This is a genomic window from Amycolatopsis dendrobii, assembly GCF_014145675.1.
Lineage (GTDB): Bacteria > Actinomycetota > Actinomycetes > Mycobacteriales > Pseudonocardiaceae > Amycolatopsis > Amycolatopsis dendrobii.
Genome location: NZ_JACGZW010000002.1, coordinates 156,347 through 179,300, shown reverse-complemented (window position 1 = coordinate 179,300; position 22,954 = coordinate 156,347). Strand labels below are relative to the sequence as shown.

22 protein-coding genes, 2 tRNA genes and 2 pseudogenes are annotated in these 22,954 nt (G+C 64.4%); 17 read left to right on the top strand and 9 right to left on the bottom strand.

The window, feature by feature from the left end; all coding sequences use genetic code 11:
* Positions 1–262: 262 nt before the first annotated feature.
* Entirely contained in the window at positions 263–1,096 is an 834-nt protein-coding gene (locus H4281_RS04980) for a hypothetical protein (protein ID WP_182889687.1), read from the bottom strand.
* Between the two features lie 355 nt (positions 1,097–1,451).
* Here H4281_RS04980 and H4281_RS04975 point away from each other — a divergent pair, with 355 nt between their 5' ends.
* Positions 1,452–1,781: a YlcI/YnfO family protein gene (locus H4281_RS04975; RefSeq protein ID WP_182889686.1), complete on the top strand. Its 330-nt coding sequence runs from the start codon at positions 1,452–1,454 to the stop codon at positions 1,779–1,781.
* 903 nt (positions 1,782–2,684) lie between these two features.
* On the opposite strand, the gene H4281_RS04970 is transcribed toward H4281_RS04975, so the two are convergent.
* Positions 2,685–4,196, bottom strand: a complete 1,512-nt coding sequence (locus H4281_RS04970; protein ID WP_182889685.1) for a hypothetical protein — start codon at positions 4,194–4,196, stop codon at positions 2,685–2,687.
* A 197-nt stretch (positions 4,197–4,393) separates the two neighbouring features.
* Between H4281_RS04970 and H4281_RS04965 the strand changes: the two genes are divergently transcribed.
* From H4281_RS04965 to H4281_RS46760, 13 genes and pseudogenes are all read left to right on the top strand, one after another.
* Complete coding sequence (locus H4281_RS04965; RefSeq protein WP_182889684.1) at positions 4,394–4,639, top strand: hypothetical protein; 246 nt, start codon at positions 4,394–4,396, stop codon at positions 4,637–4,639.
* Between the two features lie 37 nt (positions 4,640–4,676).
* Positions 4,677–5,501, top strand: coding sequence for a hypothetical protein (locus tag H4281_RS04960; protein WP_182889683.1), 825 nt, complete (start codon positions 4,677–4,679; stop codon positions 5,499–5,501).
* On the top strand, positions 5,498–6,601 hold the full coding sequence (locus H4281_RS04955; RefSeq protein ID WP_182889682.1) for a hypothetical protein: 1,104 nt from the start codon (positions 5,498–5,500) through the stop codon (positions 6,599–6,601). Before H4281_RS04960 ends, H4281_RS04955 begins: the two co-directional genes overlap by 4 nt.
* A gap of 128 nt (positions 6,602–6,729) precedes the next feature.
* Complete coding sequence (locus tag H4281_RS04950; RefSeq protein WP_182889681.1) at positions 6,730–7,314, top strand: hypothetical protein; 585 nt, start codon at positions 6,730–6,732, stop codon at positions 7,312–7,314.
* Between the two features lie 191 nt (positions 7,315–7,505).
* A complete protein-coding gene (locus H4281_RS04945; RefSeq protein WP_182889680.1) occupies positions 7,506–8,102 on the top strand; it encodes an MT-A70 family methyltransferase in 597 nt (198 codons plus the stop codon).
* The gene (locus tag H4281_RS04940) at positions 8,099–8,299 is read left to right on the top strand and encodes a hypothetical protein (protein WP_182889679.1); all 201 of its coding nucleotides are present in this window, start codon (positions 8,099–8,101) and stop codon (positions 8,297–8,299) included. The genes H4281_RS04945 and H4281_RS04940 overlap by 4 nt, the downstream gene beginning before the upstream one ends.
* A 361-nt stretch (positions 8,300–8,660) precedes the next feature.
* Positions 8,661–10,862 (top strand): type IV secretory system conjugative DNA transfer family protein, encoded by a 2,202-nt coding sequence (locus H4281_RS04935; protein WP_220506750.1) that lies wholly within the window; start codon positions 8,661–8,663, stop codon positions 10,860–10,862.
* Positions 10,863–11,028: 166 nt separating this feature from the next.
* Positions 11,029–11,892 carry a replication-relaxation family protein gene (locus H4281_RS04930; RefSeq protein ID WP_182889678.1) on the top strand — a complete coding sequence of 288 codons (864 nt, stop codon included), beginning with the start codon at positions 11,029–11,031 and terminating at the stop codon, positions 11,890–11,892.
* Complete coding sequence (locus tag H4281_RS04925; RefSeq protein WP_182889677.1) at positions 11,892–12,503, top strand: antirestriction protein ArdA; 612 nt, start codon at positions 11,892–11,894, stop codon at positions 12,501–12,503. The genes H4281_RS04930 and H4281_RS04925 overlap by 1 nt, the downstream gene beginning before the upstream one ends.
* A 44-nt stretch (positions 12,504–12,547) precedes the next feature.
* The gene (locus H4281_RS04920; RefSeq protein ID WP_182889676.1) at positions 12,548–13,261 is read left to right on the top strand and encodes a hypothetical protein; all 714 of its coding nucleotides are present in this window, start codon (positions 12,548–12,550) and stop codon (positions 13,259–13,261) included.
* A gap of 139 nt (positions 13,262–13,400) precedes the next feature.
* Positions 13,401–13,787, top strand: coding sequence for a helix-turn-helix domain-containing protein (locus H4281_RS04915; RefSeq protein WP_182889675.1), 387 nt, complete (start codon positions 13,401–13,403; stop codon positions 13,785–13,787).
* Positions 13,672–13,995, top strand: a complete 324-nt coding sequence (locus H4281_RS46765) for a helix-turn-helix domain-containing protein (protein WP_376771818.1) — start codon at positions 13,672–13,674, stop codon at positions 13,993–13,995. Before H4281_RS04915 ends, H4281_RS46765 begins: the two co-directional genes overlap by 116 nt.
* A pseudogene (locus H4281_RS46760) lies at positions 13,992–15,005 on the top strand (tyrosine-type recombinase/integrase); the annotation flags it as partial. The gene H4281_RS46765 and the pseudogene H4281_RS46760, both read left to right, overlap by 4 nt.
* A gap of 236 nt (positions 15,006–15,241) precedes the next feature.
* On the opposite strand, the gene H4281_RS04895 reads toward H4281_RS46760, so the two are convergent.
* Positions 15,242–15,309: transfer RNA gene (locus H4281_RS04895), tRNA-Ser, on the bottom strand.
* Between the two features lie 250 nt (positions 15,310–15,559).
* On the opposite strand from H4281_RS04895, the pseudogene H4281_RS46755 reads away from it, so the two are divergent.
* Positions 15,560–16,615: pseudogene (locus tag H4281_RS46755) on the top strand (recombinase family protein); the annotation flags it as partial.
* A 345-nt stretch (positions 16,616–16,960) separates the two neighbouring features.
* Here H4281_RS46755 and H4281_RS04880 read toward each other — a convergent pair.
* The 6 genes from H4281_RS04880 to H4281_RS04855 form a co-directional block, all read right to left on the bottom strand.
* Complete coding sequence (locus H4281_RS04880) at positions 16,961–17,125, bottom strand: hypothetical protein (RefSeq protein WP_182889673.1); 165 nt, start codon at positions 17,123–17,125, stop codon at positions 16,961–16,963.
* Positions 17,126–17,309: 184 nt separating this feature from the next.
* A tRNA-Ala gene (locus H4281_RS04875) sits at positions 17,310–17,382 on the bottom strand.
* A gap of 73 nt (positions 17,383–17,455) precedes the next feature.
* A complete protein-coding gene (gene sepX, locus H4281_RS04870; RefSeq protein ID WP_182889672.1) occupies positions 17,456–18,271 on the bottom strand; it encodes a divisome protein SepX/GlpR in 816 nt (271 codons plus the stop codon).
* Between the two features lie 161 nt (positions 18,272–18,432).
* Entirely contained in the window at positions 18,433–19,011 is a 579-nt protein-coding gene (locus H4281_RS04865; protein ID WP_220506813.1) for a GNAT family N-acetyltransferase, read from the bottom strand.
* 84 nt (positions 19,012–19,095) lie between these two features.
* Positions 19,096–20,451, bottom strand: a complete 1,356-nt coding sequence (gene glp / locus H4281_RS04860) for a molybdotransferase-like divisome protein Glp (RefSeq protein ID WP_220506749.1) — start codon at positions 20,449–20,451, stop codon at positions 19,096–19,098.
* Positions 20,448–21,353: a UTP--glucose-1-phosphate uridylyltransferase gene (locus tag H4281_RS04855; protein ID WP_182889670.1), complete on the bottom strand. Its 906-nt coding sequence runs from the start codon at positions 21,351–21,353 to the stop codon at positions 20,448–20,450. The genes glp and H4281_RS04855 overlap by 4 nt, the downstream gene beginning before the upstream one ends.
* Before the next feature lie 24 nt (positions 21,354–21,377).
* On the opposite strand from H4281_RS04855, the gene H4281_RS04850 reads away from it, so the two are divergent.
* Positions 21,378–21,977, top strand: coding sequence for a 5-formyltetrahydrofolate cyclo-ligase (locus H4281_RS04850; RefSeq protein WP_182889669.1), 600 nt, complete (start codon positions 21,378–21,380; stop codon positions 21,975–21,977).
* A gap of 611 nt (positions 21,978–22,588) precedes the next feature.
* On the top strand, positions 22,589–22,918 hold the full coding sequence (locus H4281_RS04845) for an FmdB family zinc ribbon protein (protein ID WP_182889668.1): 330 nt from the start codon (positions 22,589–22,591) through the stop codon (positions 22,916–22,918).
* Positions 22,919–22,954 lie beyond the last annotated feature (36 nt).

Here is a 22,954-nt window from a genome sequence, read left to right as displayed (position 1 = left end):
TGGCGGATTCAGGGGAAGGTGAGCCAGAGTCTGCATCAGTAGAACTACCACTGAGTTATCAGGCTGATCTGTCGATAGACCTTCATGGACGCCACCGCTGCGCATATGTACCCGTTCTTCGCCACCGCAGCCCCGGTGGCCGGTGGTCGCCGCCTTTGGTCTCTACTCTTTAGCCGCCTGGTGCTGGTGATGTATGAGCCAGGCCAATGCCTCGCTCCCTCCATGGAGAAGATGAACCTTGATGGCAAGGGCGTCACGCCGACTATTCCGGTTCCTCATCAACTGCATCTGATGCCCGAACGTCTTCGCTCCAGTCCTGCTGCGCACGCAAAAGCGACGAAACGAGCATCAGAGCAACCAAGGCGTTACGACGCGTGAAATGCTGGACACTTGGTTGGTGTGCTACCACGTGGCGCGAAAGATAGTCAGGCGGCGGAACATTCTGGTGTCGATGCCATGTTGTGAAGAACTTCGGGATCGGCGCTGCAAGAGCTTGCCAAATGACATCTCGACGGTGCGGATCGAGCCGTGCTTCGTCAAGCTCGAGTTCGGCTCGTCTATATCCGCTGTTCTTCCGAACCAGGGCTTCCCATGCTTTACGGTGCTGATTTGAATCGAACGCGCGTACGCGCGGTTCTGCACCCCACGCGGCTAACGGCTCGCCGAGACTGACCGCCAGTGCCATCCCCGCCTCATGGAAGCCTGAGCGATGGGCATCGACAGCCCGAAGCGCTAACAACACCGTTGAGGCGAGCCAAGGATCGGTGCACTCGCCGAGTGCCGCTGAGCAATCTTCCAAGATATCGTGTTCGTTGGCCAGCAGAACCTGCGAGCGCTCAACATCATCTTCGGCCCTCGCCAGCAGTGAGATAATTTCACGCCGTGGCACCCATGCGAGAGGAATGCCCTCACCTCTAGATATAGATATGAGTGTTCCAGGCTCAACTCCAAGGCCCCACCAGTTCCCGGGCCGCGATATTTCTAGCGCAATCCTTAGCGCAGGTGAATTATCAATACGCTGCAGCACGTTGGGATCATCGACGTGCTGAAACTCTTGCTCAACATCCGCCCAACGCTGGAACCGGCTCTCCGTCATGGAGCTAGCGTGCCAGGGCGGTGGAAGACCTGCAAGGGTCACGCTAGGGGCAACGTAGCCCTCTAGCAGTGTTTGTTATTTGCAACCTACTATTCAAGACAATAGGAGCGAAAGCTTGCTAATTTATGCCTTTTGGCTCCCGCCCAGTCTGGGCCGAGGTTCAACCAGCTCACGCGCCATATGTAGCTTTATTTACCTCACCAGCGAACACACGGTTGCTCTGGTGTCAGGTTTGAGGGATATATAGGACAGCCAGCGGGTTGCCGTCGCCGCTGGCACCACCTCGTCGGTGGCCTGCAGCTTCCCGATGACAAACCGGTCGTCAGCTGCATAACCACCGAGGAGGTCACTCGCCATGAGCGAGCCGACAAGCACCGCGGGCTCTGGTCAGCTGAAGACGCTGGCCGTCCGTATCACCGAGGACCTGCGAGCTCAGCTGGACATCGTTGCCCAGCTCACGGGCCGCAGCGCGACCGAGGAGATCCGTCTGGCCTTGGAACACTGGATCGCGAAGACCAAGGCCGACCCGGCCATCTTGAAGAAGGCCGAGCAGGTTCGTGCGGAGATCGAACGCAAGGCCCAGACCGAGCAGGCTGCGATCGCGGCCATCTTCGGCAAGAGCGACAAACCTGCTGCCAGCAGCTCCCAAGCTGGGCCACGTCGAGGAAAGCCCGCCGGCGAGTAACAAGTGGGAGTTCATCGACAGCGCTCATGGCCCATGAGTCGCTTTGGTGAACTCCCATCTTAACTACATGCACGTTGTCATATCTCGACTATATGTATTTGGGAGTCGAAACTTGCCCCAAAATGGCGACGGCAACCAAAAATCATCCAAAAGAAACACCCCGGCCGCAAGCGGACACAAGGGTGTTCTTCACTAGCGGGTCGAGGTGGATTTATTAGGCGTGCCGACAGTCAGTCACCGGAGCGCTTCAGTCGACAGTTGATCTCACGCAGAACAGTAGTCGCTTGAGTCAGGGCTCGTTCGAGTCTAGTGATCGCCTCCACTAGCACTTCCGTCCCTGAGATATCGCTATCCGGGAGACACCGCCTAGCCAGAACGAGTTCGCTCATGCGGGTCATAGCAGCACTCTCCCGAGCCTTAATGACTTCCGGTCGTACACCGCGCAGAGACGCAAGAGCGCTCCGACGCCCCTTTAGGCTCGGGTGACTTCCTTCACCGCCAAAGGCGTTACGAAGAGCTTCAGTATTCTCGTCTTGCGGCATGGAATCTAGAATTCTCCAGAGGAGTGAGCATACTCGTTCGCCGTTCGACAATCCAAAGTCGGCGGCATACAGCATTGCTCGCTCGGGAGTTAGCCCGGTGCGTTCCGCCAGCCGTCCTATCAGCTCTCGTATGCGAAGCTGCTTCGCTCGCAAATCATCGACGCTAATTTGCATTTCCGACATCAGAGGTGCCTCCGTGGTCGATCCAGACAGGGCACACCGACCACTGAGCAAGCGGGCGGTGTGCCACATCCGGAGACCATGAGCACGACATGCGTCAACGCCTAATCGATTACGCATGTTTATTTAAGCACATAATGTAATCTTAGTCAATATTCAGAAATCGCGAAGCGGAAAGGTTTCACCCAAGCGACACCTTTACCGTGAACAGAATAAATCCACCATTCTGCCCGAGATACCCATCTTGCTTGTCGCCGAGCAAGACACCGTCTTTTACCATGTTTTGTTGGCCACCCTTAAATGCTATCCCCTCTTTTGGCGTGACATTGGTAAACATGCGCGCCGAACCTGGTTGGTACTCGACCGTCACCGGCTGTGGAGAAATTAAATTGCATGAGTCCCATACTTTTGCGGGGTTTGAGTTGTCAGCGGTGAGCATCCCCACGACGGCTGGATTGTAGGTATGAGGACTCGGCAGAATCACTTGAGCGCGCGCATTTTGGAGCTTCGCAGCTAAGTTCCCTTCAATAAACGGCGAGGGAGACGCGATACTATCGAGGTTTGCCGCAGCATCGTTATTGAAGAAGATCAAACACTCGTAAGAATGTTGATCATGAGCAATGAGCTCGTCCTCCCAGCCCGCGCCAGGTTTGCCACTATCGGCCAGATCATGACACTGAACGAAGTTGCGCTCGTCACCGTGCGGGTTGCTGTCGGTGATGGAGTTGAACACAGGATACGGTGCGGGCGTCTTACTGGTGAATGTCTTGCGGTCAGGGCCCCATCCGTGTGTATTGTCGATCTTAACGTTGCTGGGTGGCGGCACTTGCCCAGCGCCTCCCGCGCCAGCGGACTCCACTTCCTGGATACTGGCTTCTTGGCGCGTTGGCACAACGAGTGAGTAGTATGAAAAAATCGCACTAGCCGCCATAGCGACTGCCAGCACAGCCCCGTACGTGACGAACCGCTGCTTGTCGGCTGACCAGTGCCTCGCTACCCAGCCCTTGGACGAATACCACCACTGAGAGAAGGCAACTGCCACCCCCTTCTGCGGGGAGTGTCGCCATCTCGAGCTGCGGGGCTGTCGAGTGAGCGCCGCCGAACCACGGTCGGGGTCCGCTGCGTAGAGCGTGTCCTCAGGTGGTCTCCCAGAGTCGGCGTGATCGGGCCCGTTGCTACTGGTAGCTCCGAAATTTTCCAGGGGCTCTGATGTCGCTGAGTCAGCGTGCGCTTGAGCGTGGCGAAGGATGAGGCGCGCTATGACCTCAAGTCCATCGTCCTCGTAGCGCCTATGCGTGCGCGCGTCTGATGGCATGAAGAAAAAACCTGCGTCTGGCGGAGGGTCGCCGTCGCCGCACGCCCACTTCCGCCGTTGCGTGAGGTTGCCGTGGGTTACAAGATCATTTCCTTCGTTGTCGTGCCCGATGGCGAGCGCTACCCGTACGGCCTTCGAGATCAGACGTCGATTCGACTTCATCTTCGGGCCCAGGTCGCTCGACGCCCACGTGTTCTCCTCATCGAACATGCCCGTGACCAACTGCTCGAGTACCGCGCGCCCAGCTTTTGGATCGCCCGGGGCCATGAGGAGATCGAGGAACCAGGCATATTCGTGATCTGCCAGTTTCTCGATGGTGACACCGTCACCCTCCCTCAGAGCTTTGAACGCAGCTACGAGTCTGTCGGCGTCGCTCAACCTGGCATCCCTCCGCTTCGTCGCCGCGAGTATCCCCCATCACGCCGCTGAGCTGCAGGGGACAGTCGTGGACAGGCGAGGACAATTGAACTGCCCTCCCATCTGTCCTGTCTTGTCCCCCGCCCTCCCGCTCATGGTTGATCTGCGCGGCCGCCCGGTCTCCGCGCACATCCCCGCAGAGCAGGAGGGAGCCGCTCATGCCCCGAACCCGCTACACCCGCCTCGTGCACAAGCAAGACGAGGCCCGCCTGAACCACCAGATCCGCGCTCTTAACCACCTCGCCTACCAGCTCCGTCGTCGGCCCGCCGAGTTGGTCGAGCTGGCGGCAGTCATCGACCTCAGGGACCGTCGTCGCGCTCGCCTTGAGCAACAGCGTCGTCACAAGCTCGCACCGTCCGTCACCGCGGCAATCCCGCTCGGTGATCACGGTGCGCTCGCCTAGTCGACTGGTGGGGCGGCTCTGCCGCCCCACCTCCCTCTTGTCCCCGTCTACAGATCGGAGGTGCTTCCTGTCTGCCTACGTCTCCTTCCTCAGCCGCATCGTCGTCGTCCTGCTGGCCGCGGTCCTCGCCGTGACCGCCTGCGGTGCGCCCACGTCCGCTCCGAACGACCTGGCGACCAACCAGCAGCGACTCACCCAGTGCGACCCGGCGAGGCCGCCGGCCGCGCTCGTCGCTATCGACGGCACCGGCTCGAGCGCATCTGACCAAATCGCGCAGGAGCGCATGCAGGTCGTCGAGGCCATCGCCACGCGCACCGCGGTGTGCGGCGGCCACCTGCGCGTCTTGGTCTTCACCGCATCCAGTGCGGCTGCCACCGTCTTGTTCGACGGCTCGCTCAAGATGGCCGGCGCGACGGACAACGCCCGCCTGCGCCGCGTCCCGGCCGCGGTGGCCGAGCTCATGGCGACGGTCCGGGCTGCGTACGCCCCTACGGTGGCGGCGCTGCCCCGAAGCGCCAGCGACATCACGGCGCAGTACCGGCTGGCCAGTGAATGGGTCCAGCAACTCGGCGGACCGTACCGGCTCGACTTCACGATCCTCACTGACGGTTTCCAGAACGTTCGGGTGGATCTCGGGGCGCGTGCGCTGAGCAAGCAGGAAGCCGCGGCTCTAGCCGACCAGGAGACCGTCCCCACGCTGTCCGGCGCGTCGGTGACGGCGGCTGGGCTCGGCCGAATCGCGAACGGCACGCCGTCGTCGTCCGTGGTCGAGGGGTTGGTGGCCTACTACGACGAGTTGTGCCGCCACGCCTCAGCCGTGAAGTGCACGTCGGTCACCGACTACGCGGAGGCCGCCAAATGAGCCGCCGCACCGGAGCCGCGCGCGTCGATTTCCCCGCGGCAGAGGACGCGACAAGCTCGTGGGACGAGACGACAGACGAGATCGCCTTGCCTCGAATCGACGAGGCGACGAGCGTGCCCCGGTCGACGGAGGTCGGCACGTTCTATTCGGAGGACGAGTACGGCCGCCTTGCCGAGGAGCAGGAGCAGCTGTGGTCGGCGGCTGGCGAAGCGGTGGCCCGTGAACACACGGTTCCAGCACGAGGGCTCGATGCTGCAGCCGATGCCGCGTTGGAGCTGGTGGCCGAGAGCAGCAAGGCGGTGGCCGCGGCGTACGAGCACCAACGACACGCGGCGCGGGTCCTGACACCGCACGTCCGTCGCCAGCCTGGCGCGAAGCTGAGGTACTGGATTGCCTGGCCGCTGTTGACCTTGGGCGAGGCCAGCGGCCTTTGGTCGGCGGCGATTTCATGGGGCGATGTGCCCGCGATCGCGGCCGGTCAGGCACTCTCAGCGGGGCTGGCTGGCGCGTGCAGCGGCCTCGTCGGCAGTGAACTCAAGCAGCTGCAGCTGGCCCGTATGCGTCGCCGCGAGCCGGAGTCGCTGAGCGCGGACGAACTGCGGTACCAGCGGCTGTTTGCTGGCACTGAGAACGGCGCGGGGGTCGTGAAGCTCGTCGGCGTCATCTCGATCGTCGTCGCGGCGCTGCTGGCGTTCGCCGTGTTCGCCCTGCGCTCGTCGGTGGAAGGCGTCTCGTCGGGCCTCACCTATGGCCTCATCGCGGTCGCGACCGCGCTGGCGTCGGGGTTGCTCGGCTACCAGGCGGAAGACGACGTCGCGGATCTCCTCAGTACGTATGCCAAGCGGGTGGCACGCGCTGAGCGGCATCACCGGCGGCTGGCCGGCGACGCCGCGATCAGGGCGCGGGCAGAGGCTGTTGAGGCAGCCCGTTCCGCCCAGGCCGAAGCGGTGCTCCGTGGCCACGCTGCGAACAAACGGGTGCAGGCGCTCAGTTTCCGTGTCCTCCGGCGTAATCCCGGCGTTGCCGGTCATGGCTACGCGAACGGTTACGTCAGCGGGGTGATCGGGCGGCGGCTCCGCCAGGACGGCGGTGCCCGGTGATGCCCCGCGGCGTGCTCCTGCCGAGCACCGTCCTGCCGGGCCGGTTGCTCGGGAACGCACCTCAAACCGAGGCAACTGACGCCCCGCAACCGAGGTACGTGCTGGGGCATCCCGGCCGACCGGCGGCCATGCCGACACTGCTTATCGCGGTGTTCGACAACTCCGGGTCGGTCGTCTCGCCGATCGGGGCAGATCCCCTGTCGAACCGATTCGCCGAGGTCGACCGGGCCTTCTCCGCCATCGCGCGTAACGGAGCGCCGCACGAACTCGGCATGGTGGTGCACTTCGACACCCCGTCGAGCGGCGAGGTCGGCCCGGTCCCGATCACCCGCACAGGCGTCCGTCAACTCCGCCGCGGGCTGCAGATCCCCCGAGACGGCGCGGGGTCCAGCGAACTCGCGCCCAGCCTCCGCCGAGCGACCAAGATCGCCAAGGCGCACCCGGCGCGCGAGGTGACGCTGGTCGTGCTGTCGGATTTCTTGCTCATGGACGCCGATCCGCGCGGGGTACTCAGCGACCTTGCCGCGTTCCCCGGCACCGTCCACGCGGTGGTCCTCGGCACGCACCTTCCCGCGGGCGTGTTGGACGACGCCATCACCGTGAGCCAGATCGAACGAGATGATCCGCCCGGCACCGTGGCCCGTGCGCTCTTTACGAGTCTGGTGCAACACCGTAAGCGACGCCGTCCTGCGTCTCGAAACCGTAGAAAATAGTACAACGCTTCCGGACGCCGTTTGTCGTCGCGGCTACCGGCGCATTCTTTTGGGCTAGTTGCAGTGGGTTCGCTCGAATGTTCGCCCGAACCTTCGAGCGAACCCACGGTTCCCCTTAAACCCCGACCTTCGTTTAACTGGCAGCAACTCCTGGCCCGCACAAACCGCCAGGAAGCAGAAAGGAGGCACACATGCAAAAGGAGGTTCGTTCACCACAACCCAGCACGCCAACCACGTTCCGCACCATCCTGGCCGACCCACCGTGGGATATCCAGCAAAAAGGTGGCCGCGGAGCCGTCCAGCACTACTCACTCATGAGCCTCAAGCGCATCAAGGCGCTGCCCGTGAATGAACTGGCCGCGCCCGACGCCCACTTGTGGCTGTGGGTCACGAATGCGACCCTGCGTGACGGTTTTGACGTGGCCGAGGCGTGGGGCTTCACCGTCCGTTCCCCCTTGACCTGGGTGAAATTCCGGCTGGGGCTCGGCACCTACCTACGTAACTCGACGGAGCATCTCCTCTTCGCTACCAGAGGCAACGCCCCAGTCCGGTTTCGCAGCCAGCCAACCTGGATCAACGCGCCGGTGCAGGAACACTCCCGCAAGCCCGACGAGCAGTACGCCGTCATCGAGCGTATCTCGGACGGCCCATTCCTGGAACTGTTCGCCCGCAGGCGACCCCCGAGCGTGCAGCACTGGTCGGTCTGGGGCAACCAGATCCCCTCGGACATCACGATTCCCGGTTATCCCATCCCCAGCGACCTGCAGCGCAGCGGAGACGCCCCGTGAACGACAAGGGCGGACCCCGAAACCCGGTCGTGTGGCTGCTGCGCGTCAGCCTGGCACTGCTCGGCGCGTCCGTCGCGCTCAACGTGGCGGTCGGATTCCTGCAGCCTGTCGTTCCCTGGTTGGCCGGCGGGTTCGTGATCGGGCTCCTCATCTGGTGCGTCGCGGCCTACATCCGGTGGCGACGCTCCCGTTGGTGACCGGACGGAAACCGACACATGTCACACACCCGTGTTGTCAAATGAACAAACATTCTTGACGGACCGTCCAAAATAGTCAATAAGTAAACCCGTTGCCAAGTGTTGAATCCATGCAGCATAAGCCATAAAGAGAAAGTGAGGTGATCTATGGCCCCAGCCCCCAAAGACCGTAAGACCAATAAACAACTCCATCGCGAGCGACGCCTACGCGTCCGCAGCGTTCGCCGGGACACCCCGGACATGCGAAAGCTCTCCAAAGCCATTATTGGCCTTGCCCTGGCGGAAGCCGAGCGCGAAGCCCAGGCGCAAGCCGCCGAAGGTCGACCAGCCAACAGCAGCGTCACGCCCCCGCCGGGGAAGAATGGCGGTCGCCATGGTGCCTGAGGCGACCTCCCTTGTCTTCTCCCAGCTGCACCTGCCGCGTCCGCTGGAACTCCCCGCAGTGCTCCGGTTCCTGGAGCGTCTGGCGTCCGACCGGGACGAGCCGCGCGTCGTCTTCGAAGCCCGCGCAGGCGTCGCTGACACCCAACATCTACTCGGTTGCCGGACCAGCGACGTCCATCCGCTCCGGCGGCTGCTGGGCGACCTGCTGCCCGGCACGATCCTGACGGGTACCGCGTCGACTGGCCCAGACCCGCGGCCCGCGGTCAACGTGGCCAGGCAGCTCCGGCTGCAGTCCGCGAATCTGCCCCTGCGCACGGACACCGCTGAGCAGACGACGCTCGCCCTGCTCTCGGCGCTAGCGGTCCGTCTCCACGCCGGCGAGTCGTTGGTGCTCCAGATCGTCCTCGGCCCGCGGCACGCCCCACGACCAGTTCATCGGAGCACGCCCGACCCCGACAGCACATTGCTCGACGCCCTCACGATCGGCACCAGGCCTGCCAGCTCCGAAACACGGCAGCGCCTGGAGGAACGGGTCTCCCAAGCTGGCTTTCGCGTCACCATCCGGCTCGGTGCCGCCAGTAGCGACGGCGACCGGCGGCGACGCTTCGTCACCGGGCTGCTGAGCGCCATCTCCACGGCGCGCAGTCCGGGCGTACAGATCAGCTTGGCACCGGAGAAAGCAGCGGCCCTCAACGAAGCCCGGCTGCCCCGGCGCTGGCCGTTGCACCTGGCGGCGGCGGAACTGGTGGGCCTACTCGGCTGGCCGATTGGCGACGGTGAACTGCCGGGGCTTCCGCCGCTCCACCCCAAGGTGCTCCGCGCCGCGCCCACTGTCCACATCGGCCCGCGCGTCTTCGCGACGAGCGCGGCACCAGGCGACACCCGCCAGATCGGTATCTCGCCGCAGGACCAGACCTACCACGGGATCGCCTACGGCCCAAGCGGCTCCGGCAAGACCAGCGCCATCCAGCACCTCATCCTGGCCGACATCGAGGCGGGTAGGCCGGTCGCGGTCCTCGACCCCAAGCGGCAGCTCATCGATGACCTCATGGCTCGCATCCCCAAAAGCCGCATCGACGATGTTGTCGAGCTCAACGCCGGTGACGCCACACCGGTCGGCTTCAACCCGCTCGACGTCGGGCAGCGCGACCCCGATGTCGTGGTCGACGGCATCCTGGCCGTCTTCGCCGCCGTCTTCAGCGACGGTTGGGGACCGCGGACGCAGGACATCTTCTCGGCGTGTCTACGCACCCTGGCCAGAGCCAGCACCCCAGCGGAACCAGCCACACTCGTCGATCTGACCCGGCTGCTCACCGACCCCGCCTTCCGCCACCGACAGGTTGGCCGCATCCAGGGCGACCTGGCGCTAGCTGGGTTCTGGGCCTGGTACGACGGACAGTCGCCCCAGGCACAAGCCGGGGCCATCGCGAGTCCGCTCAATAAGCTCCGCCAATTCTTGCTGCGCCCAGCGCTGATCCGGATGCTGGACCAGCGCAGCGGCCGCTTCCGGCTCCGTGATCTGTTCCGTGACAACAAGATCGTTCTACTCCCGCTCAATGAAGGTCTCATAGGGCCAGGCACCGCCAGTTTGCTCGGAAGCTTGGCTGTCGCTGACATCTGGCAGGCCACGCAGGAACGCGCCAGCGACCCGGCGGTGGCCAAGAACCCGGCGACCGTCTTCATCGACGAAGCTCCGAGGTTCCTGCACCTCCCCGTATCGATCGCCGACGCGCTCGCCGTATCGCGTTCGCTCGGCGTCGGCTGGTTTTTGGCCGCCCAGTTCCGTTCCCAGTTTCCCGGTCCCTTACGCACGGCCGTCGACTTGAACGCCCGCTCCAAGCTCCAATTCGCGACTGAGTACGAGGATGCCCGCGACACCGCCAAACTCGCCCCGGACCTCACACCCGAGGACGTTATGGCCCTGCCGCAGTTCCACGCCTACGCCAACCTCGTGGCAGGCGGCCATCCGTCCGGCTGGGCGCTCGTCAAGACGCTGCCGCCAACGCCGCCGACCATCGACCCGGCGCTGGTCCGGGCCGCCTCGCAGGCCAACTACGGCCCGCTGCCCACAGACACGGTGCACGACGCCTCGGAAACCGACAGCCAGCCGCAAACAGCTATACCTCCATCAACTCCTCCGCCTATCAAGCGAATCGGTCGGAAGCGGAGGACGACATGAACAAATCGACGAACACCAGAAGCAGTGTCTCCGCCCGTATGTTCGCCAGTATCTTCAGGTTGACCACCCGTCCGCATACCCGCAGGTCATACCCCCTACCTATCCCCTTCTGGGATGGGACTGACCCCCACTTTGGGGGTCACCAGGCGGGGCCGGGAGGCGCGCGATGAGCCCGGCTGACGTCACCGCATTGCTGGTTCATCTGTCGGACCGGGACGTCTCGATCCTGCAGTCGATCAGCGCCCACCGTTTGCTCACCACCGCGCACATCCGCAGGCTGCATTTCGCCCGCGGCCACGCCAGTCTCGGTGCAGCGGCTGGGGCGGTCATGCGCGTACTGACCAGACTCGAGGCGAAGAACCTCGTCGCTCGGCTCGCCCGCCGGATCGGTGGCGTCCGGGCCGGGTCATCCGGCATTACCTGGCAGCTCGGTGCGACCGGCGAGCGCCTAATCCGCACCATGGAGGGCAAGAAGTACCGCCGTCGCTTCATCGAGCCAGGCACCGCGTTTGCGGCACACACCCTCGCGACCGCCGAACTTGCCGTCACCCTCCGCGAGCTCGACCAGGCCGGCGACCTCGAGGTGACCACCATCGAGACCGAACCGTCCTGCTGGCGATCGTTCACCGGCCCGCACGGCACGCTCGAATGGCTCAAGCCCGACCTGTTCGCCATCACCGTCAGCGGCGACTTCGAAGACCACTGGTACCTCGAAGCGGATCTCGCGACCGAACATCCCACCGTGGTGGTGCGCAAAGCAAAGGCGTACCAGCGCTACGCCGCGACCGGCGGCTATCAAGCGCGCCACGGGCTCTTTCCCGCGGTTGGGTGGGTGGTCCCGGATGCCGCGCGCCGACGGGCGCTCTCTACCGCTTTTGCGGCGGACCCGGCTATTCAACGCGACCTCTTCCAGGTCGTCACGACAGCCGAGTTCAAACAGCTCATGGCCAGCGGCGCACCCGGCCCGCCGACCGTGGCCGAACCCGCGCCGCACACCCAACTACTCACACCGAAAGGAGGGACACCCTAATGGAACCGCAACCAGAACACACCGAACCGGTCGATGACGCCGACACCGATCCATGGCACCGCACTGCCGAACGGCAACAGGCCCGCCAGCCGCGGGTTTACGTCACCGACCTCGCCAGCACAGAGCGCGGCATCGACCACGGCCTGTGGGTCGACGCCAACCAGTCCGCCGACGACATCGCGGCCGACATCGACGCAATGCTGGCCAGCTCGCCCGTACCCGGAGCCAAGCTCTGGGTAGTCCGCGCCACCGAAGACTTCGACGACATCGATCTCTCGACCGTCAGCACCAGTGCCGCGATCGCCGAACTAGCGCAAGGACTTGTCCGGCACGGCCGCGCGTTTACGGCCTGGGTCCGTCATATCGACCACGATTACACAAGGCTTGCCGACTTCCCGAGCGAGTACGTCGGCAGCTACCAGTCGCCCGAGGCGTGGGCCTGGAGCTTGGCAGAAAGCCTTGGCTGGCATCAAGAACTCGATCGACGCATCACCGACACCTTGATCCGGCCGTACGTCACGCTCGACTACGCCGCGATCGCCCAGGACGCGAGCGCCAGCTGGCACGTCCTGCGTGATCCAGACGGCACGGTGCACGTCTTCACGCGCTGACACCGGCCCGCCCACCTATCCAACACACCGAAAGGAGGTACCACTTGGAACAACACCCACGTAGCCCTGACGACAGGGATCGCCACATACCCAACCGCGAAAAGCTGGACTCCGGCGAGATCGACCTCACCGGCAGCGTCCCGCAACCCGGAGCCCTAGCCGACGTCATCTTCGACGCCGTCTCTGAGGCCGGCGGCGACGGCGAGAAGATCCCCGACTGGGGTGCCCGCGTCATCGCCCGTGAACTGGCCAACCGAATCCCCGTTCCCGGCACCCTGCACCACTACGCCGTGACCGGAACCGTCGACCACGTCGGACTCGCCCGTGAACTCGAGATCCACGCAAACTTTGGCGACCCGCAGACAAAAGAACTCGCCGACCTGCTCGGGCTCTACCTGATCAAGCAGCCTGCCGGGCGACCTGGTCACCAGAGCGACGGTGCTACGCCAGTCGAACGCGGCCTCCGTGAGCACGGCGCGCCGTTCTGGGCTTTCCTCCAGCTCAAAAACATCGACACGGACAGCGACGAGCTCGTCCAACGCTTCGCCGACTTCCACATCGGCAGCTTCGCCAGCCTGAGCGAGATCCTCGACACTCTGACTGAGATCAAGGGGTTCAAAGCCGCGATCAAGGAAGTCGCAGAACGCTGGGGCTTCGAAGACTACATCGTGCTGGACCGAGAGCGCCTGGCAAGAACAGTCCTCGCCACCTGGGACGTCGTTGAATTCAATGGAAAATTCCATGTGTTCATGCGCTAACCACCGCTGCCGACCTGCAGCGTCAAGACATCGCGGAATCCCGCAATTCGGGATCCTGTTGCGTAATTGTCAACAATGGGTGCTTTCCTGCGCAAACGGAGGTAAAATAGGGAAACAAATAAGGGAAATTTTTGTACGCATGACGGACGAATCCGCGCGCCAATTTGGCGCATATCTCAAAGACCTACGCGCTCAGCGCAAGCAGAGCGTTCGTGGCCTCGCGGCTTCGGCTGGCATCGACAGTGGAACCGTCTCCCGGCTCGAGCAAGGTGCCATCCATGCACCTAGCCCGGACACCCTGAAGCAGCTGTCAACCGCCCTTAACGTGCCGCTCGCCGACTTGTTCGCCGTTGTCGGATATGTTACGCCGCAAGACCTTCCGAGCATCACGCCGTATATCCATGCGAAGTATGGACATCTACCTACGCAGGCGCGCATCGAGATCGCTGACTACTGCAACCAGGTCGATTCACACTACAAAACTCACCTACAGGAAGGAGGTGCCAATGAAGGATACGAATCCTGAAGGTTCACCAAATCGAGACGCCAAACCACCACGACTGTTTACAGTGAACGAAACGAGCGAGCGCCTCCGAGTAAGCCGGTGGCAAGTCTATACCCTTATCAATCGTCGAAAGTTGAAGACGATACGCATCGGACGTCGACGACTTATCGCGGAGCCTGACCTTACTGCACTCATCGAGTCGCTCCGCGAAGAGGAATTCTCGCGATGAGTCGCAAGGCAAACGGCGAAGGAACCCTCTACCGCCGAGCAGATGGACGTTACGAGGGTGCCGTCATGTTGCCAACCTCGAGCGGTACGCGAAAGCGCATTCGTCTATACGGCAAGACCAGGCAAGAAGTCCATAAGAAGCTGACACGCACGATTGAAGAAGCGCGGCAGGGAATACTCCCAGCCGAGGAGATGTGGAAGATTGCCGACTATCTAGACTTCTGGCTCGAGCGAGAGAAGCGCCGACCGCTTACTCGAAAGCGCCACGAGTCGATCGTGCGCCTCTACATCAAACCTCGGCTTGGCCATCTCCGACTGGATGCCCTATCGGTACGGATCGTACAGAATTTTCTTGACGACCTCATCGCCGAGGGTAAGTCAGTCGCAACGATCCACCAGACACGCAAGGTTCTGAGCGCGGCCCTGACCTACGCCATGCGGCAGGAGCTGATCATGCGAAACGTCGCTCGCCTCGTCGAACTACCGCGCTATCGAGCAACCGAAGCCAGCCACTGGACACCAGAGGAGACATCACGTTTCCTCGATGCCGCCCGCACCGATCCGCTCTATCCGGTCTTCGTACTGCTCGCGCTCTACGGGTTGCGCCGCGGTGAGGCAGTCGGCCTCCGGTGGCGCGACGTCGATTTTGACCACGGCGTACTCCGCATCCGACAGCAAGTCCAACGCATCGATGGCGAGCTGCGGCAAGTCGAGCTCAAGACCGAAACCAGCGAACGAGACGAACCACTGCTCGCGACCGCGCGCGAGGCGCTCCTACGTCAGCGCGACGCTCAAGCAGCTGCCAGGGCCGAAGCCGGAGAGGCATGGCAGGGCACCAACGATGAGGACGAGTTGGTGTTCACCACCCGAACCGGCCGCCCACTGGAGTCTCATAACCTTGCCCGATCGTTCTTCCGTATCTGCACTCAACAGGGCCTGCGGCGGATCACTATCCACGGGCTGCGACACAGCAACGCTACTGCACAGAAGGATCTGAAGGTTCACGCTCGTGACACTCAGGCGATCCTTGGGCATGGCGACATCCGCACCACGGGTATCTACGAGCACGTTGGCCTAGACAACAAGCGTGCTGCCCTCAGGAAGGTCGAAGGACGACTATTCGCGGAAACCGCCAACAGAGAGAATTGCCGTCAAAATTGCCGTCAAGGCTCAAAATCGAACCTTGGCACGAACTCGAAGTCTCTACAAAAGAAAGCATCCACCCCCGAAGGGTTGGATGCTTTCTTTGGTGGCTCCTCCCAGATTCGAACTGGGGACACAAGGCTCTTCAGAGCTTTCGGAACTACCGTGGAGCAGCGCTTGACCTCTATAAGCAATGTCGTGCTAACACATGCGCGCACATGGAAATTAGGCTGCGTTGCCGTCAACATTGCCGTCAAAGACATATCCATGTAACAACAGACAGCAAGAAGATTGCCAGAATCTCCAGGAGATACCCAAGATCACGCCGCCGCCCTTGAAAATATGTACTCGTAGTCCAGGGAAGTCAGCCCTCACGTAGACGACACACATAAATTATCTGCGCCAACGAGAGAGGAGGCAAAATGACCGAACAAGCCCTCAATCGCCACGTGGCGAAGCTTGCTGTGGATGTACACCGCAAACGAGCGGTGCTCTACCTACGCGTGTCCACGCCAGGCCAGGTCAATACTGACTACAACCCTGAAGGCATATCGATCCCTGCTCAACGCCTTGCAGGGCAGCAAAAAGCCGAGCAGCTCGGCGCGGACATTGTGCGGGAGTTCGTTGAGCCGGGCCGGACAGCCACCAGCATCGACAAACGCCCGACCTTCCAAGAGATGATCGCCTGGGTCAAGTCCCAGAAGGACATCGACTACGTCATCGTCTATCACTTCAACAGGGTGTTCCGAAACAGCGTTGACGCTGGCATCACGAAGCGCGACCTCAAGAAGGTCGGCACACGGGTCGTCTCCACCATCCTCGACATGGGCGAAAGCCCTGAGAGCGCCATGGTGGAGACCATCCTGCACGCCGTCGACCAGTACCAGTCCGAAGCCAGCGGCGCGGACATCAGCTACAAAATGGGTCAGAAGGTCCGCAACGGCGGCACCGTCGGGGTCGCCCGGCTCGGGTACCTCAACGTCCGTGAACCGAAGCCCGACGGCGGCGAGATTCGCACCATTGCCGTCGATCCGGAGCGCGCACCCCTGATCAAGCTGGCTTTCGAGCTGTACGCGACAGGTGACTACACCCTCGCCGACCTCGACGACGAACTCTACGACCGCGGGCTCCGGACTCGCCCGTCCCCTCGTCGGCCAGCCAAGCGAGTCTCAATCAACAAGCTGTCGCTGATGCTGCGCGACCGGTACTACCTCGGTTTCGTGACACACGACGGCGAGGAGATCCGTGGTCGCCACGAATCCCTCGTAGACCCCGTTCTCTTCGAGCAGGTCCAAACCATCGCCAGTTCACGAACCGCCGCAAAGGAGCGCCGACGCGTGCATCACCACTACCTCAAAGGGACGCTGTTCTGCGGCCGCTGCCAGAAGAACGGCACCACGTCGCGCATGATCATCCAGCACACCGTCAACTCGCGCGGGTACGAGTACACCTACTTCTTCTGCCGGAACAAGCAGAGTGGCACCTGCAACTCGCCGCACATCAACGTCCTCCACATCGAAGACGCGGTTGAGAGGCACTACGCGACCATCCAGTTCAGCCCCAGCTTCATCGCAGACGTCCGCGCTCATGTCGCCGCCACCCTCCAGGACGAGCAGGCCGCCACACAGCTGCTGCATCAGCAGCTCACAACGCAGCTCCGCGACCTCGACACGAAGGAAGGAAAACTGATCGACCTCGCCTCCGGCGATGACGAAATCCCGCGGGAGAAGATCAAAGAGAGGCTCCGCGACATCGGACGGCAGCGCCAGCGTGTCACCGAACGACTGGCCGAGACCACGGAAGAAGTCTCGGAAGCTGCCCGGCTAGTCGAACTGTGCCTCACGCTGCTCGACGATCCACAGGAGCTGTACCGGCGCTGCGACGACCAACAACGACGGCTGCTCAACCAGGCGCTCTTCGAGCACATCTTCATCGAGGATGAAGACATCACCGACTACGACTGGCAAGAACCGTTCGCCACGCTGCACTCAGTCGAGAAGCGCTACCAGCACGCGACGAGTGACAAGTCTGATCCTGAAACCACGGACGTGCCGCACACACATAACGCGAGGGGTGTCTCCAAACTTGGAGACACCCCTCGCGTTATAAATGATCTTGAAGTCTTACTAGCGGGCATGGACTTGGTCCAATGTTCTAGTAAGCCCTCTAGGGTGGAGCTGAGGGGAATCGAACCCCTGACCTTCTCGATGCGAACGAGACGCGCTACCAACTGCGCTACAGCCCCTAGGAGCGTGAGCCCCTGTTGTTCAGTGCTTGGAAAGCTTAGCAGCGCCCTCCAGGCACCGAACAGCGGGGGGTCACTCTCCGACTGCCCGGCGGTACGGGCCCGCGGTGGGCTCGGCGAGTTCCTCGAAAGCGGGGTCCTCGTCGTCCAGATCGACGACGACCGCTTGCCGGCGGATGCGGGACATCGGGGACGGTTTGCGCTCCACGATGTCGCGCGGCACCTCGGGTGCGACGACCTCGACGTCTTCCTCTTCCTCCTCGAAAGAGTCGTACGCCTCGTAAGCAGGAGCAGGAGCCGTCGTCGAATAGCGGGCCATCCGGCGCTGCCGGATCTCGTTCTCGATGCGGACCTGACGGCGGAGGTACACGAGGTAGCCGACGAGGGCGATGTCGACCGCGGCGTGTGCCCACCAGGCGAGCGAGAGCGCGAATCCGGCGATCGCGGCCGTGACGACGGCGGCGATCAGCAGGATGACGACCACTCGCTGACGGAACGCGTACTTGGCCTTGGCCGCGATTTCCGCCGCTTCCGGGTCGAAGCCGCCTCGGCCGGGCCGGTAGCTGCGGCGTTCGCGACGCGGCGCGGCGGCCCGTTCGGCGCGAGCGGGCTGCGGGAGCGGCTCCGGCTCGGGTTCGGGCTCCTCGTCCAGGTCAGCGTCGAGTTCCGCCTCGAGTTCGGCGAGATCATCCTCCACCGAAGGATTCGCGTTGTCGGACACGGCGTCGTCCTCCTGTCCCTCGTTGCGAGCACTGCCCCTTCGCACTACCCGGGCGGCCAGCGCGGAGGTTGGCGTCCGCGCGACTTGCTGGCGTTTGCGAGCCACCATGGGCACGAGAACGACGAGCCATGCCGCGGCGAGCGCGACGATGATCACCGAACTGGGCATCTCCCGTCACCTCCCCCGATCCTCTGCTGTAGTCACGCTAGCCACAACAGTCACACAGGAGGCGCAGACTCGCCGGGTTCGATCACGAAAATGCATCACCGCATTAGGTGAATCTCACAGGATGTGGTAACGCGTGATCGGTTTAGAACGCGTAGTCACCGTTAGGCCAGGTCGGCGCGGCCGGATGCCACCAGCCGGGACACCAGTCCGTCGCCGGTCTCCTCTTTCGTCACGGCGAAGCACAGGTGGTCACGCCAGGCCCCGGCGACGTCGAGGTACCGCTCGAACAGCCCTTCCTGCCGATATCCGGCCTTCGTGAGCACGCGGATGCTCGCGTTGTTCTCCGGCCGCACGGTCGCTTCCAGCCGGTGCAGCCCGGCGGCATCGAAAGCGTGATCTGTCACGAGCGCGACGGCCGCGGTGGCCACGCCTCCCCGTACGAGCTCGGACGACACCCAGTACCCGATCCAGGCCGACCGGAGTGCGGCGCGGATCACATTACCGACAGTGATCTGCCCCGCGAACTTTCCGTCAACCGTGATCGTGAACGGCAGGCACTGCCCTCGCCGCGCGAGCCCGCGCAGGGCCGCCCACTGCGACGGCCACGACCAGAACGCGTTGCGGTCGGCCCACGGCCCGATCCCGGTCGGCTCCCACTCCTCGAGGTGCTCACGGTCGCGCAGCCGGACGCGGCTCCACTCGCCGGCGTCGCGCAGCCGCACCGGGCGCACGGCGAGCATGCCTGCCGGGATCCGCAGGGGGCCGAGCGTGGCGGGCCAGCCGGGGTGCCGGTTTTCGACCGAGTCGGCGAGTGCGGCCACGGATCAGGCGCGCTGGGCGAGGAAGGTGACCTTGACCTGGTCGCCCGCGGCTACCTCGGTGAGATCCTCCTCGACGGTGATGAGGCAGTTGGCCTCGGCCAGCGACGCGAGCAGGTGCGCGCCCGACGTCCCGAGCGGCTGTACCAGGTACTCGCCGTTCGCCTCGTCGCGCAGCAACTGGCCGCGCAGGTAGCCGCGACGGCCCTTCGTCGAGGTGATCGACGACAGCAGCCGCGCCCCGACCACCCGGCGGTGCGGGTTGCGCGTGCCGCGCGCGGTGCGGATCAGCGGCCGCACCAGCACCTCGAACACCACGAGCGCGCTCATCGGGTTGCCCGGGATGAGGAACGTCGGCACCGAGTCCGGGCCGAGCCTGCCGAAGCCCTGCACCGAGCCGGGATGCATCGCGACCCGCGTCAGGTCGATGTGCCCGAGGTCGGACAGCGCGGCGTGCACCTCGTCGCCGGAAGACCCGCCTGCCCCGCCCGCGACGACCACGATCTCGGACATCAGCAGCCGTCCTTCGACGACCTCGCGCAGCCGCTTCGGGTCGCCCGGCACGATGCCGACCCGGCTCACCTCGGCACCGGCGTCGCGCGCGGCGGCGGCCAGCGCGTACGAGTTGACGTCGTAGACCTGGCCGACCGACGGCGTGCGGTCGATGTCCACGAGTTCGTCGCCGACCGACACGATCGACACCCGCGGCCGCGGGTAGACCAGCACTTTCGCGCGGCCGACCGCGGCCAGCAGCCCGACCTGCGCGGAGCCGATGGTGTCGCCCTTGCGCACCGCGACGTCGCCGATCTGCACGTCCTCACCGGCCCGCCGCACGTAGCCGGCCGATGGCACGGACCGAGTGATGGTCACCTTGGCCTGGTGCCCATCGGTGTAAGCGGTCGGGACGACGGCGTCCGCGAGCGTGGGAAGCGGCGCGCCGGTATCGACCCGAACCGCCTGGCCCGGCTGGAGCCGTCGCGGCTGCCGCGAGCCAGCCGGGATCTCGCCGACGACCGGCAACTGGACCGGTTCTTGTCCAGCGGTCTGCACGTCGACGCTCCGGACCGCGTAACCGTCCACCGCCGCCTGGTCGAACCCGGGCAGCGCGTGCTCGGCGACGACTTCCTCCGCACAGAGCAGGCCCTGCGCCTCGGAAATCGCGACGCGAACCGGACGCGGGCGCACGGCGGCGTCGAGGGTCAGCGCGATCTGCTCGTCGACCGAGCGGAAATCGCCGGACTCGGCGGATTCCTCCGTCGAGGCAACGATTTCCGCCGATTCCGCCGCGGCGACGGCCTGGACCGCAGGTTCGGTCGCGTCTTCGGTCGGGATGGCTGGGGTGGAATCGAGGGAGTCCGTCATGGGCGATCGTTTCCGATCCGTTCGGTCAGCCAGGTGCGCAGCGAAGGCCCGTAATCCGGGTCCTCGAGCGCGAAATCGACGGCGGCGCGCAGGAATCCGCCCGGGTTGCCCAGGTCGTGCCGCCCGCCGCGGTGGACGACGATGTGCACGGGGTGCCCCTCCTGGATCAGCAGCGCGACCGCGTCGGTGAGCTGCAGCTCACCGCCCGCGCCGGGCTCGATCCGGCGCAGCGCGTCGAAAATCGCCCGGTCGAGCAGGTACCGCCCAGCCGCGGCGTAGGTCGACGGCGCGTCCTCCGGCTTTGGCTTCTCGACCATGCCGTGGACCTGCTTGACGTCCGGGTCGTCGGTGTCGGTGACGTCGAAGACGCCGTACGGGGAGATCTGTTCCTTCGGGATGTCGAAGGCGCAAAGCACGCTTCCGCCGTGCTGGGCGCGAACGGCCGACATCCGGTCGAGGACCCCGGCGGGCAACACGAGGTCGTCGGGCAGGAGAACGGCGACAGCGGTGTCCTCGTCGGTGAGGTTCGGCTCGGCCTGGGCGACCGCGTGCCCGAGCCCGAGTGCCTGTTCCTGGATCGCGACCTCGACGTCCAGCAGCTCCGGCCCGCGGCGAACCTTCGCCAGCAGTTCGGTCTTGCCCTTGTCCTCGAGCGTCTTCTCCAGGTCCGGCTTCGCCTCGAAGTACCGGACGACAGCTTCCTTGCCCGGCGAGGTGACGATCACCAGCCGCTTCGCTCCCGCACTCGCCGCCTCCGTCGCGACGATCTCGATCCCCGGCGTGTCGACTACTGGCAGCAGCTCTTTGGGCACCGCTTTCGTGGTCGGCAGGAATCGCGTGCCGAGGCCTGCGGCAGGCACGATGGCGGTTCTGAAGGTCTGGGTGGTTGAGGCGCCCGTCATGGGCGCAAAGCCTAACCTGGTCTCATGCACGAGCCGGGCAATGAGACCCCGAGCAAGGCGGAGTGGCGGACACGAATCCTTCGCGCCCGCGCCGAACTGCCTCCCGAAGCCCACGCTCGCGAGGCCGCCGCCCTGGCAACCGCGGCGTCGTCCATCCAAGCGGAAACGGTCTGCGCGTACCTCCCTTTCGGCACTGAGCCTGGTCGGCTCTCCCTGGTAAACGCCCTGGCCGCGACGGGCGCACGCGTCCTGCTGCCAGTCATTCCGGACACGCCGGGCCCACTCGGCTGGTCCGAATACACCGGCCCAGACACCCTGGTCCCCGGACGTCTCCGCGGCGTCCTGGAACCATCCGGCCCGCGCCTGGGCACCGCTGCGGTGGCTTCGGCGCAGGTGCTGCTGATCCCAGCCCTGGCCGTCGACCGCCACGGCACCCGGCTCGGCCGCGGAGCCGGTTACTACGACCGCACCCTGACCGCCGCGCCCGACACCGCCCGCGTGGCTGTGGTGCGCGCGGAGGAGGTCGTCGACCGTCTCCCTGCCGAACCGCACGACGTGCCCATGACCGCCGTCCTGACGCCCTCCGGCCTCATTCAGCTGCCAACGGCTGCCACTGCTCGGTAAGGCCGCGGCTCAGCGCAGCACAGTGCGGCGTGGATCAGCGCGGGTTCGGCGCAGCGTGGCTAAGCACGGCGCGGCTCTTTCGACTCGGCGCGGCTCAGCTCGACGCGGAGCGATCCGGCGCAGCGCGTCTCGACTCGGCGCACGAGGCTCGGAAGTGGTCAAGACCACTCGATCGGCCACCCGTGTTCAATGCCGCCGCCCGAACCCGATGACCACCGTCATGGCCAACCGCCGAGCCTGATGACCGCCAAGGCACCCCGCCGCCAGAATCCGCTGACCGCCGTCCAGCCTCGAACCACCCAAACCGCGCATCGGCACACAACCCACTCGAGCGCCTGCCTCCTCACGACTGCCAAAACCGCCGCGAGCAAGCCCGCCCACAGGCCGCACCAGGCCCCGCCCACCAGCCCGCCGACAGCCCGACCGACCGGACCAGCCGCAGTCCAGTCACCCAGCCGCCGATACCCCGGACGCCCTGACCAGCACTAACCCACCGACGCCCCTTCCTCGCCCGCACTGTGAGCAAGGGGTAATTGCGCTGAGGGAATGCCGTCCAGCACAATTGGGTTAGCACTCTTGTAGGTCGAGTGCCAGTGCATGAAGGAGCTTCAGTGCCCACGTACCAGTACGCCTGCAAGGAATGTGACCACCGCTTCGAGGCGGTGCAGTCCTTCTCCGACCCCAGCCTGACCGTCTGCCCGCAGTGCTCCGGTCCACTGCGCAAGGTCTTCAGCTCGGTCGGCGTGGTCTTCAAGGGCAGCGGGTTCTACCGCACGGATTCGCGTGATTCGAGCAAGTCGAGCACCTCCGCGACCCCGGCCAAGACCGAGAGCGCCAAGTCCGACTCGTCGTCCACCACCTCCTCTTCGTCGACGTCTTCTTCGTCCTCGAACACATCCTCCACGACGAGCACGACGAAAACGGCTTCCACGCCCTCCTGACCCCCGAGTTATCCACAAGGGGCCAGTTGTCCACAG

Coding starts and splice junctions, on each gene's coding strand:
- H4281_RS04980 (WP_182889687.1), bottom strand. CDS start 1,096: ATGACGGAGAGCCGGTTCCAGCGTTGGGCGGATGTTGAGCAAGAGTTT.
- H4281_RS04975 (WP_182889686.1), top strand. CDS start 1,452: ATGAGCGAGCCGACAAGCACCGCGGGCTCTGGTCAGCTGAAGACGCTG.
- H4281_RS04965 (WP_182889684.1), top strand. CDS start 4,394: ATGCCCCGAACCCGCTACACCCGCCTCGTGCACAAGCAAGACGAGGCC.
- H4281_RS04955 (WP_182889682.1), top strand. CDS start 5,498: ATGAGCCGCCGCACCGGAGCCGCGCGCGTCGATTTCCCCGCGGCAGAG.
- H4281_RS04950 (WP_182889681.1), top strand. CDS start 6,730: ATGCCGACACTGCTTATCGCGGTGTTCGACAACTCCGGGTCGGTCGTC.
- H4281_RS04945 (WP_182889680.1), top strand. CDS start 7,506: ATGCAAAAGGAGGTTCGTTCACCACAACCCAGCACGCCAACCACGTTC.
- H4281_RS04935 (WP_220506750.1), top strand. CDS start 8,661: ATGGCGGTCGCCATGGTGCCTGAGGCGACCTCCCTTGTCTTCTCCCAG.
- H4281_RS04930 (WP_182889678.1), top strand. CDS start 11,029: ATGAGCCCGGCTGACGTCACCGCATTGCTGGTTCATCTGTCGGACCGG.
- H4281_RS04925 (WP_182889677.1), top strand. CDS start 11,892: ATGGAACCGCAACCAGAACACACCGAACCGGTCGATGACGCCGACACC.
- H4281_RS04915 (WP_182889675.1), top strand. CDS start 13,401: ATGACGGACGAATCCGCGCGCCAATTTGGCGCATATCTCAAAGACCTA.
- H4281_RS46765 (WP_376771818.1), top strand. CDS start 13,672: ATGGACATCTACCTACGCAGGCGCGCATCGAGATCGCTGACTACTGCA.
- sepX (WP_182889672.1), bottom strand. CDS start 18,271: ATGCCCAGTTCGGTGATCATCGTCGCGCTCGCCGCGGCATGGCTCGTC.
- H4281_RS04865 (WP_220506813.1), bottom strand. CDS start 19,011: ATGCTCGCCGTGCGCCCGGTGCGGCTGCGCGACGCCGGCGAGTGGAGC.
- glp (WP_220506749.1), bottom strand. CDS start 20,451: ATGACGGACTCCCTCGATTCCACCCCAGCCATCCCGACCGAAGACGCG.
- H4281_RS04855 (WP_182889670.1), bottom strand. CDS start 21,353: ATGACGGGCGCCTCAACCACCCAGACCTTCAGAACCGCCATCGTGCCT.
- H4281_RS04850 (WP_182889669.1), top strand. CDS start 21,378: ATGCACGAGCCGGGCAATGAGACCCCGAGCAAGGCGGAGTGGCGGACA.